The organism is Streptomyces soli (assembly GCF_003999195.1).
In the GTDB taxonomy this organism is placed as follows: Bacteria; Actinomycetota; Actinomycetes; order Streptomycetales; family Streptomycetaceae; genus Actinacidiphila; species Actinacidiphila soli.
In genome coordinates, this window is record NZ_RJVR01000126.1 from 79,174 (window position 1) to 88,509 (window position 9,336).

Sequence of the window (9,336 nt, forward strand, 5' to 3'; positions counted from 1 at the left end):
GGTTGCACATGTTCACGGTGTGGCGGCTGACCCGGCCGCCGCCTACCGTGGGGGACAGCCCCGAGACAAGGCCGACACATGATCAATGGCGCTCATGTCATCCTCTACAGTCGCGACGCCGAGGCGGACCGGGCGTTCTTCCGGGACGTACTGCGATATCCGCACGTCGACGGAGGCGGCGGCTGGCTGATCTTCAAGCTGCCGCCCGCCGAGGAACGAGGGGACGTCGGCACGAGCATTCACCTGCACGCCACGGACGCCCGCCCCGAGCTGAACGCCGAGTGGCTGATCGAACTCGGCGACAGCGGCTTCACCTGGCACCGTGGCCACGACAAGGCGGCCGTCGCGCTGCGCGGTCCGCTGGCCGACGTCCTACGGGTCTTCTACCGGCGGCTGCCCGCAGGGAGCGCCCGGGTGGAGGTGCTGGGTCAGGGCGCGCTGTTGGACTACTGGCTGGAAAGGGTCTCCCTCGGGTGAGGGAGCCATCTCCCCTACGCCGAAGGAGCTGTGATGGCGACCGCAATCTCGGCCGACGGCACCCTCATCGCCTACGACCGTAGGGGCCAGGGGCCATCGCTCGTCGTCGTGTGCGGCGCCCTGGCCGGCCGCGCGGCCGTCGCGCCGCTCGCCACCTTGCTGGCCCCGGACTTCACTGTTCTCGCCTACGCCCGCCGTGGCCTCGGCGCCAGCGGCGACACCCCGCCCTACGCCGTCGAGCGCGAGATCGAGGACCTGGCCGCCGTGATCGCCGAGGCCGGCGCACCGGCGTACGTCTTCGGCCACTCCTCCGGCGCGGTCCTGGCCCTGGTGGCAGCCGCCAAGGGCCTCGAGATCGCCCGACTGGCACTCTACGAGCCGCCGTTCGTCGTCGACGACAGCCGCCCGCACCCGCCGGAGGACTTCACGCAGCGGCTCGCGGAACTGGCGGAGTCGGGGCAACGGGACGAGGCGGTCGAGCTCTTCCTGACCAAGGGCGTCGACCTCCCGCCGTCGGCGGTGGCGCAGATGCGCGGGATGCCCATGTGGCCGGGGCTCGCTGCCGCCGCCCACACCCTCGCGTACAACACCGCGATCATGGGTGACTTCTCCGTGCCGGCCGACCGGGCAGCCGCCATCGAGGCGCCGACTCTCGTCCTGGACGGCGGCAACAGCCCCGCCTGGGCGCGTAACTCGGTCCGGGCGGTCGCCGACGCCATCCCCGGTGCCCGGCGGCTGACCATGGAGGGCCAGGAGCATGGCGCGGCCCCCGAGGCCCTGGCGCCGGTGCTGCGGGACTTCTTCGGCGAACCTCCGGCGAACATCTGACGACCGGACAGCTTTGTCGTTCCCCGCCCCACCCCGGCGCTCGTACGGTGATCGAATGAAGTGGCTGAGCGCCGAGAACCTTGTGGCCATATCCACCGCGCTGCTCGGCCTCGCGGCGTCCTTCGCCGCGGTCTGGTACGAGCGCCGGGTGCCGCGCCGTAAACGAATCGGCTACCGCGTACAGATGGACACCCCCATCGGCAGCGACAGCCGCCACGGCCACGGTCAGGCCAACGTACGCCTCGGCCTGTTCAACGACCTCCCCGACATGTCCGACGCCACCCTCGTCCTCCTGCGCATCGAGAACGACGGCGCAGAGAGCATCGCCGACACCGACTACACCAGCCGCAACGCCCTCCACGGCCTGACCGCCGTCTTCACCGACCGCACCGTCCGGGGCGTCGCCGTCACCCAGCCCGAGGCCGACGCCGAGCACCTGATGGACCACTTCGCCCCGGCGGGCGGCATGAGCCACACCGGCAACACGATCCACCTCCCGCGTGTCCCGCTCAACCGGGGCCAGCACTACAAGCTGCTCGTCCTGCTCACCGGCGGCGGCGTCGGCTGCGACGTCCGCGTCACCGGCGGGCTCCGGGACGGCGCGGTGGTGCCCAACCGCAGCACGACGGTCGACGACAAGCCGCCGCTGTTCAGCAAGCCCGCCCGCTCGATCACCATCATGCTCACGATCTGCGTCACCGCCCTGGCCGGCATCATCGTCGTACGCCAGGACGTACCGCCCCCCATCGGCTGCGCCAAGGGCGGCCTCACCGTCATCGGCTCCACCGCCTTCGCCCCCGTCGCGGAAGCACTCTCCCAGCGGTACGAGTCGGACTGCCCGGGCTCGTCGATCACGGTGAGCGCGCACGGCAGCAACGAGGGTGTGCGGCAACTGGCGGAGACGGGCGACAACTCCGGGCACGGTTCCGCCGCCCTGATCGCCCTCTCCGACGGACCCAAGCCGGCCGGCAGTCCTCAGCTGAAGGAGGACCGCGTCGCCGTCTCCGCCTTCGCCCTGGTGGTCAACGACCGGGTGCCCGTCCGGAATCTGACGGTCAAGCAGATACGCACGATCTACCAGGGCGGCATCCTCAACTGGAAGCAGCTCGGCGGCCCCGACCTCCCTGTCCTCCTCGTCAGCCGCAACGCCGACTCCGGCACCCGCGACCTGTTCCGCCGCCGCGTCCTCGGCGGTCTCGGCGAACCGGCCTTCACCTCCCGCGACTGCCAGCACAAGAACTCCCCAGGGGACACCGTCATCCGCTGCGAACTCGACAGCACGGACGAAGTCCTCAACACCGTGGCCAAGCTCCCCGGCGCCATCGGCTACAGCGAACTGCGTGCCGCCACGTCCGCCAAGGGCCTGCACACCCTGCGCCTCGACGGCCGGGCCCCGTCGATCGAGGCCATCGGCGACAGCACGTACCCCTTCACGGACATCGAGTACGCCTACACCTACGGCCGCCCGCCCACCGGATCCCTGGCCGCGAGCTTCCTGGACTTCCTGATCAGGGGCGGCGGCCAGGACGTGATGCGGGCCCACGGCCAGCTCCCCTGCTACTCCCCGCAGGGGCTGGAACGCTGCCGCAGCTGACCCGCCACCCCTGCGACAACTACCAGGCGGCGCCCGCGACCTGCCTGGTGGTGGCGTTGAGGCGGTTGAAGAGGTTGGTCAGGCCGATCATGAGGACCAGGGCCGCGAACTGCTGCTCGTCGTAGTGGCCGGTGGCATCGTTCCACACGTCGTCCGGCACCGGCTCGGCCCGGTCGGCGAGCCGGGTCGCGGCCTCGGTGAGCGCCAGCGCGGCGCGTTCGGCGTCGGTGAAGTAGGGTGCGCCCGACTCCTGTGCTGCCACCATCCTCCTGGCACCGAGAACGTACCGGGGGTCGGTACAGCTCGGTGGAACGGACGTCGACGCCCTCGACGGGGGAAGTACGGGGGCACGGGGGGAAGAGGGCGTCGACGCCGCCATCACCGCTTGCGGGCGACCCCCACGTACATGGGGACGGGTAGCCCGCTGCCCGCCGACTGATCGGGCTCGGAGTCGGGCTCGGGCTCAGGCCGCCAGTGCGGGGCCGAGACCACACCGGGGTCGAGGAGTTCGAGGCCGTCGAAGAACCGGACGACCTCGGCATGGGTGCGAGGGTAGAGGCCGGTGCCGCCCTTGCGGTACGAGGCCGCGACCTTGGCGATGGCCTCGGGGTCCACGTCCGGCGTGAGCTGGGTCAGGACGAGGTAGCTGCCCGGAGCGAGCGCGTCCAGGTAACGGCGGACCAGGCCGTAGGCGTCGTCCTCGTCCTCCGACACGAAGTGCATGAGGGCGACCATGGACAGCGCCACGGGCTCCGCGAAGTCCAGTATCTCCTGCGCCGGCTTGAGTATGCGCTCCGGCTCCCGGACGTCCGCCTGAAGGTAGTTGGTCGAGCCCTCGGGCGCGCTGCGCAGCAGGGCCTCAGCATGGCGCAGGACGATGGGGTCGTTGTCCGCGTAGACGATCCGCGACTCCGGCGCGACCTCCTGGGCGATCTGGTGGAGGTTGGGCTCGGTGGGTATCCCGGTGCCGATGTCGAGGAACTGCCGGATGCCCTGCTGGGCGAGCAGGCGCGTCGCGCGGTGCATGAAGCGGCGGTTGGCCCTGGCGCCGACCTTGACGACCGGGTCGAGGCTGAGGATGCGCTTGCCCAGCTCCTCGTCGACCGGGTAGTTGTCCTTGCCGCCCAGGAACCAGTCGTACACGCGCGCCGGGTGCGGCTTGCTGGTGTCGATACGGTCGATACGGTCGGTCGGGTCGGTACGAGCTGTCGCGGGCTCATGTCCGGTCATGCAGCGCTCCGTTGCGGTGTCGGTCGGTCAACCAGTCGGTCAGGAGAGCAGGAAGTCGGCCTCGCCGTCCTTCGCCCCCTGGATGAACGCGGTGAACTCACTGTCCGTGCAGATCAGGGCCGGACCGTCCGGATCGGTGGACTGCCGCAGGGCGATCCGGCCGTCGCCCAGCCTCATCGCCTCGATGCAGTTGCCGCCGTTGCCACCGCTCCAGGGCTTGTGCCAGCCCTCGGTGCCGAGGTCGGCGGCGCGCATCCCGTTCCGTATGCCCCCGTTCCTGGCGATGCGTCCGCGATCCATTCAGAGCTCCTTGCGGAAATCCCGGAGGATCTCCTTCGTACGCTGCGCGGTGGCCGCCTGCGCCACCATGTGGTCCATGACCTCCAGGTGGGAGGCGACCTCGGCCCGCTCGTCGAGGTAGACGGCGCCAGTCAGATACTCGACGTAGACCATGTCCGGCAGCTCCGGGACGGCGAAGCGGAAGAGGACGAACGGCCCGTACGTGCCGGGGTGGTGCCCGGAGGCGAACTCGGCTATCTGCACGGTGACGTTGGGCATCGTGGCGGCCTTGAGGAGCCGGTCGGCCTGGGCACGCATGACGGCCGGGGTGCCGACGGGCCGGCGCAGTACGGTCTCGTCCAGCACCACCCACAGGCGCGGGGCGTCCGGGCGGGTCAGCAGGGTCTGGCGTTCCATGCGCAGCGCCACGTGGCGTTCGATCTCGTCGGGCCGGATCTGCCCGACGGAGCCGGTGCGCAGGATGGCCCGGGCGTAGTCCTCGGTCTGCAACAGGCCCGGGATGAAGTGGGGTTCGTACGAGCGGATCAGACTCGCCGCGCCCTCCAGGCTGACATGCACGCTGAACCAGTCCGGCAGTATGTCGTGGAACCGCTGCCACCAGCCGGGCTTGTTGGCCTCCTCGGCGAGTATGACGAAGGCTTCGGCCTCGTCCGTGGCGATCCCGTAGGCCCTCAGCAGCAGTTGTACGTACGGGATCTTCAGCGCGACCTCGGCGGTCTCCATCCGGCGGATGGTGGTGGGCGCCACCCGAAGTACCGTGGCGGCCTCCTCGCGCCTCAACCCCGCTTTTTCCCGAAGGGTTTGAAGGCGTTTGCCGAGGACGACCTGACCCACCGTCGGGGCCGGCCGCGGTTCACTCACGTCTGCCTCCCCCGCACGCTCGTGTGAGCAGTGTGACATGCCCGGGACGGGCGGCGTGGGCACTCTGGAAATTTCAGAGTGACCCTTGCCAAGTGCTCGCGGCGAAGCGCATAGTGACGCCGTGACCGCACCCGGTAACGCGATGACACAGTGGCCACCAGGCCCGGATACCGGCACCGATGGCGGCCGCCGGTACGCCTTCGCACTGCCGGCGCGAGCGGAGTCCGTCGCATACGCCCGTGGTCGGACGCGGGCGCGGCTGGCCCGCTGGAATCTCGACGCGGGAACCCGCGAAACCGCTGCCCTGGTGATCTCCGAACTCGCCACCAACGCCGTCGTCCACGCCGGCGGCGAAACGATCCTGTGCGAGCTGGCCGATCACGGACTGCGGCTCTACGTCGCGGTGCACGACCATGGGGTTGGCCCGAACAGCCCTCGGGCCAACCCCCTCCCCGGCGAGGCCGACAGCGGCCGCGGGCTGCTCGTCGTCCAGTGCCTCAGCGACGCCTGGGGCGTCCACGACACCGAGCCCGGACCGGGCCGCGTCGTCTGGGCCGAACTGCCTTACGGAGCAGGGCTCTTGCCGGGCTGATACGCGTACGGCGTCGTGGTGCTCAGCGCCGCGAAGCCGAGCCGCTCCAGGATCGGCCGGCTCTGCGAGGAGGCATCTACCTGCAGAAAGCGGTAGCCCAGCTCGGTCGCGATACGGGCCCGGTGGCTGACCAGCGCCCGGTAGATCCCGCGGCCCCGCCAGGCGGACACGGTGCCGCCGCCCCACAGGCTCGCGAAGTCGGTGCCGGGGTGCAGCTCCATCCGCGCCGCGCACACCGGCACGTCGCCGGCCATCGCGAGGACCACGCTCACCGTGTCCGGGCTCTTGGTGAGCCGGCCGAGCACCTGCTGCCGCAGGCGGGAGCTGCTCGTGCCGAATGCCTGGTCGTGGACGTCCATCACCAGATCCACGCCGGCCGGGTCGGTCACCGGCTCCAGGCGGACGCCCTCCGGCAGAGCGAGGCCCGTGGGCAGCTCACCGGCCTCGGCGATCATCAGCGTTTCCGCGGGCTCGGGCGTGAACCCCGCCGCCGCCAGCCGCGCGCCGAGGTCGGCGGGGCGGTCATGGTCGTACAGCTTCCACTCGAACTCACCCCCGAGGGAGGCGAAGTACCCTACCTGCTCCTCGATCGCCGCGTCGGCCGTGTCCTGGTCCAGCCCCGACCAGACCACGCCGTTCCAGTCGTTCTCGGCGCCGACCTGCCGCACCACCCCACCGGTCCGCTCGACCCGTACCCCCGGGCCGTCCGGCGACGCGTCCCGGCGCATCTGCTGATCGAACAGGGCGCGTACCGCATCGTGATCCATCCGCACAGTGCAGCACCGGACGGGGGAGCGCGCCAACGGATTTCCCCGGCGTCAGGAGTCGACCGGGCCCGCGAATGTCCCGGACCCATCGGTCACGTCAGGGAGTCAACTTGACCCGGCCCTGGAGGGCCGGGCTTGGAGGTAGGGCGCGGCTGGCTGTCGTGTGGCCTCCTCCGTCTGAGCCACCTATGGGGTGACTGGGACGCGTGACTCACGCCCCGCGATCCACACCGTCTCGCCCTTGCGGGCGATGTTGTGGGATGCGTTGTCGTCCGCGTGCATCGTGAGGCCGCAGTTGCGGCACGCGAACGTTGCTTGATCGACGCGGTTCTTCCGCTCGATGTGTCCGCACTCGGAGCATTGCTGGCTGGTGTACGCCGGATCGACGTACACCAGCGGCACCCCGGCCCGCTTCGCCTTGTACTCCACGAAAGCGGCGAGCTGGTGGAAGCTCCACGAGTGCAGTTGTGCCCGCTGGTCCTTGCGGAGCCGTACCCGGCTGCGGATGCCCGTGAGGTCCTCCAGGGCGATACCCGCACCGGTGCGTTCAGCGGTGGTGACGATGGTCTTGGAGATGATGTGGTTGACGTTGGCGGTGTGCCGCTGCTCCTTGCGGGAGCGCTTCTTGAGCAGCCGATTGGCGGACTTGGTGCCCTTGGCCTGCAATTTCTTCCGCAGGCCGAGCTGCCGCTTGCGGTGCCGGTTCAGGCCGCGTCCGGCGGCCCGGTAGCCGGTGGAAGTGGTGGCGATGTTGACGATCCCCAGGTCCACGCCGATGAACCCGTCGGGGTTCTCGTTCAGCGGGATATCGGGCACGTCGCACGTGGCGACCAGGTAGAAGGCACCGTCACGCTCGATCAGGTCGGATTCGCCCTGCCGATGCTCACGCAGGGTCTTGAGGGCGTCGGCAGAGCACGCGAAGCGGATGTTCTTGAGCCGACCGGCCGTAGACCAGATCGACACCGTCCCGGCGTCGTACTGCCAGGACAGACACCGGTCGTCATACGGCTGCGCGGCGTTCGGCCGGAAAACGATCGGCTTGGACTCCGCCTTGATCCGGCGCTTGGAGCCCGGTTTGCCGAGGTTCCCGGCACGGAGGTTCGCCTTCAACGCGGTGTAGGCGTCGCGGGTCTTCTTGATCACATGCTGGGCGGCCTGTGCCCCCAGCCCTCGGGCCTTCAGCGCGGCATAGGCGTGCTTGCGCAGCTCGTACTCACGCGGAACACCGCGCTCGAAAGCCACCCCGGACACCCAGTTCGCCGCGTCGTTGACCGTGCGCAGGGTGCACTCCAGTGCAGCCGTCTGTTCGGGTGACGGCAGGAGCTTGACCTGCGTCACCCGCTTCATGCCCGAAATCATATCATTGATCTATGTCACCCAGATGGGAATCAAACCCCAACATCCGCAGGGGTCGAACGGTCGTCTATACCCTCCACGCCCACTTGGTCTTCACACCCAAATACCGGCGCGGACCGTTCACCGACGAGATTCTTCGACGCTGCGAAGAGATCATGCGGGCTGTCTGCGCCGACTTCGAGACCGACCTGGTCGAGTTCAACGGCGAGACCGACCACGTGCACTTGCTTGTGCACTACCCACCGAAGGTCGCACTGTCGCGGCTGGTCGGCTCACTCAAGGGAGTCTCCGCCCGTCGCCTCCGCCAGGAGTACCCAGAGCACATCCGCAAGTACCTGTGGGGGGATCACTTCTGGTCTCCCTCGTACTTCGCGGCATCGTGCGGTGGCGCACCGCTGTCGATCATCAAGGAGTACATCGAGAACCAGAAGCGACCGCAGTGATACGGCGGTGCTCCGCACCGCCGTGACTCAGGAAGCGATTCCTCCCAGGCCTGAAGGCCTGGGGTTCCTCGCTAGATCCTGCTGAAGGGCCTTGGCCGTCGCCGGGTCGGCGGGCAGGAAGGTCTCGACGGCGAGCTCGGAGACGGTGACGTCCATGGGTGTGTTGAAGGTCGTGGCCGTCGAGATGAAGGACAGCAGCTGTCCGCCGTGCGCGATGCGCATCGGCAGTGCGAAGGGCAGGGCGGTCCCGGGACCGGCTTCGGCCGCCTCGTCGGGCTCGGGGGCGGGAACGGAATACGCGGCGACCTCCTCGTACAGGGCCCGCAAGTGCCCGGAGGCACGCAGAGCGATCTGACGCTCCATGCGCTCCAGCAGATGCGCCCGCCACTCGCCGAGGTTGAGGATGTGCGGGGCGAGGCCCTCGGGGTGGAGGGTGAGCCGCATCGCGTTCATCGGCGGCCGTAGCAGGTGGTCCGCGACGACGGCGACCAGAGCCGCGATGCCGCGGTTGGCGGCCATGACGTCGTACGTCCCGTTCATCACCAGCGCCGGATACGGCTCGTACGCGGTCAGCAGCCGCTCCAGGCCGGTGCGCAGCGGGTCCATCGCGGGGTCGTGCAGGGGGGTCTCGGGGTAGGCGGGGGCGTAGCCGGCGGCGACGAGCAGGGCGTTGCGGTCGCGTACGGGGACCTCCAGCTGCTCGGCGAGCCGCAGCACCATCGGCTGGCTGGGGCGGGAGCGGCCGGTCTCGATGAAGCTGATGTGCCGGGCGGAGCTGTCGGCGCGCAAGGCGAGTTCGAGCTGGCTGATGCGGCGCTGCTCCCGCCAGCCGCGCAGTAGCGTTCCCACGGTCGTCATGGCTCAGACCGTAACTCACGCCGGAAGACG

The 9,336-nt window shown here is 69.7% G+C and carries 11 protein-coding genes and 1 pseudogene; 5 read left to right on the forward strand and 7 right to left on the reverse strand.

Annotated elements, in window-relative coordinates; all coding sequences use genetic code 11:
* The first annotated feature begins 78 nt into the window (after window positions 1-78).
* Genes EFK10_RS52005 through EFK10_RS11460 form a run of 3 tightly spaced genes read left to right on the forward strand, consistent with a single transcriptional unit; the run spans window position 79 to window position 2,899 of the window.
* Window positions 79-477 carry a hypothetical protein gene (locus tag EFK10_RS52005; RefSeq protein WP_127355610.1) on the forward strand — a complete coding sequence of 133 codons (399 nt, stop codon included), beginning with the start codon at window positions 79-81 and terminating at the stop codon, window positions 475-477.
* A 33-nt stretch (window positions 478-510) separates the two neighbouring features.
* Window positions 511-1,305, forward strand: a complete 795-nt coding sequence (locus EFK10_RS11455) for an alpha/beta fold hydrolase (RefSeq protein ID WP_127355611.1) — start codon at window positions 511-513, stop codon at window positions 1,303-1,305.
* A 55-nt stretch (window positions 1,306-1,360) separates the two neighbouring features.
* Window positions 1,361-2,899 (forward strand): PstS family phosphate ABC transporter substrate-binding protein, encoded by a 1,539-nt coding sequence (locus EFK10_RS11460; RefSeq protein ID WP_127355612.1) that lies wholly within the window; start codon window positions 1,361-1,363, stop codon window positions 2,897-2,899.
* 19 nt (window positions 2,900-2,918) lie between these two features.
* On the opposite strand, the pseudogene EFK10_RS11465 reads toward EFK10_RS11460, so the two are convergent.
* The 4 genes and pseudogenes from EFK10_RS11465 to EFK10_RS11480 form a co-directional block, all read right to left on the reverse strand.
* Window positions 2,919-3,140, reverse strand: a pseudogene (locus EFK10_RS11465) (carboxymuconolactone decarboxylase family protein); the annotation flags it as partial.
* 137 nt (window positions 3,141-3,277) lie between these two features.
* Window positions 3,278-4,129 (reverse strand): SAM-dependent methyltransferase, encoded by an 852-nt coding sequence (locus EFK10_RS11470; RefSeq protein ID WP_127355613.1) that lies wholly within the window; start codon window positions 4,127-4,129, stop codon window positions 3,278-3,280.
* Between the two features lie 39 nt (window positions 4,130-4,168).
* Window positions 4,169-4,429 (reverse strand): DUF397 domain-containing protein, encoded by a 261-nt coding sequence (locus tag EFK10_RS11475; RefSeq protein ID WP_127355614.1) that lies wholly within the window; start codon window positions 4,427-4,429, stop codon window positions 4,169-4,171.
* Complete coding sequence (locus tag EFK10_RS11480) at window positions 4,430-5,290, reverse strand: helix-turn-helix domain-containing protein (RefSeq protein WP_127355615.1); 861 nt, start codon at window positions 5,288-5,290, stop codon at window positions 4,430-4,432.
* 121 nt (window positions 5,291-5,411) lie between these two features.
* Here EFK10_RS11480 and EFK10_RS11485 point away from each other — a divergent pair, with 121 nt between their 5' ends.
* Window positions 5,412-5,882, forward strand: coding sequence for an ATP-binding protein (locus EFK10_RS11485; protein WP_322973317.1), 471 nt, complete (start codon window positions 5,412-5,414; stop codon window positions 5,880-5,882).
* Here EFK10_RS11485 and EFK10_RS11490 read toward each other — a convergent pair.
* Window positions 5,855-6,649 (reverse strand): GNAT family N-acetyltransferase, encoded by a 795-nt coding sequence (locus tag EFK10_RS11490; protein ID WP_127355616.1) that lies wholly within the window; start codon window positions 6,647-6,649, stop codon window positions 5,855-5,857. The genes EFK10_RS11485 and EFK10_RS11490 overlap by 28 nt on opposite strands.
* A gap of 186 nt (window positions 6,650-6,835) precedes the next feature.
* Window positions 6,836-7,996, reverse strand: a complete 1,161-nt coding sequence (locus EFK10_RS11495) for an RNA-guided endonuclease InsQ/TnpB family protein (protein ID WP_407647059.1) — start codon at window positions 7,994-7,996, stop codon at window positions 6,836-6,838.
* A gap of 23 nt (window positions 7,997-8,019) precedes the next feature.
* Between EFK10_RS11495 and tnpA the strand changes: the two genes are divergently transcribed.
* Complete coding sequence (gene tnpA, locus EFK10_RS11500) at window positions 8,020-8,448, forward strand: IS200/IS605 family transposase (RefSeq protein WP_127355618.1); 429 nt, start codon at window positions 8,020-8,022, stop codon at window positions 8,446-8,448.
* Window positions 8,449-8,475: 27 nt separating this feature from the next.
* Here tnpA and EFK10_RS11505 read toward each other — a convergent pair whose 3' ends face one another.
* The gene (locus tag EFK10_RS11505) at window positions 8,476-9,306 is read right to left on the reverse strand and encodes a helix-turn-helix domain-containing protein (protein ID WP_127355619.1); all 831 of its coding nucleotides are present in this window, start codon (window positions 9,304-9,306) and stop codon (window positions 8,476-8,478) included.
* Window positions 9,307-9,336 lie beyond the last annotated feature (30 nt).

What these genes read in the sequence shown, in the direction of transcription:
- EFK10_RS52005 (WP_127355610.1), top strand. Translation starts at nt 79, where the DNA reads ATGATCAATGGCGCTCATGTCATCCTCTACAGTCGCGACGCCGAGGCG.
- EFK10_RS11455 (WP_127355611.1), top strand. Translation starts at nt 511, where the DNA reads ATGGCGACCGCAATCTCGGCCGACGGCACCCTCATCGCCTACGACCGT.
- EFK10_RS11460 (WP_127355612.1), top strand. Translation starts at nt 1,361, where the DNA reads ATGAAGTGGCTGAGCGCCGAGAACCTTGTGGCCATATCCACCGCGCTG.
- EFK10_RS11470 (WP_127355613.1), bottom strand. Translation starts at nt 4,129, where the DNA reads ATGACCGGACATGAGCCCGCGACAGCTCGTACCGACCCGACCGACCGT.
- EFK10_RS11475 (WP_127355614.1), bottom strand. Translation starts at nt 4,429, where the DNA reads ATGGATCGCGGACGCATCGCCAGGAACGGGGGCATACGGAACGGGATG.
- EFK10_RS11490 (WP_127355616.1), bottom strand. Translation starts at nt 6,649, where the DNA reads ATGGATCACGATGCGGTACGCGCCCTGTTCGATCAGCAGATGCGCCGG.
- EFK10_RS11495 (WP_407647059.1), bottom strand. Translation starts at nt 7,996, where the DNA reads ATGAAGCGGGTGACGCAGGTCAAGCTCCTGCCGTCACCCGAACAGACG.
- tnpA (WP_127355618.1), top strand. Translation starts at nt 8,020, where the DNA reads ATGTCACCCAGATGGGAATCAAACCCCAACATCCGCAGGGGTCGAACG.
- EFK10_RS11505 (WP_127355619.1), bottom strand. Translation starts at nt 9,306, where the DNA reads ATGACGACCGTGGGAACGCTACTGCGCGGCTGGCGGGAGCAGCGCCGC.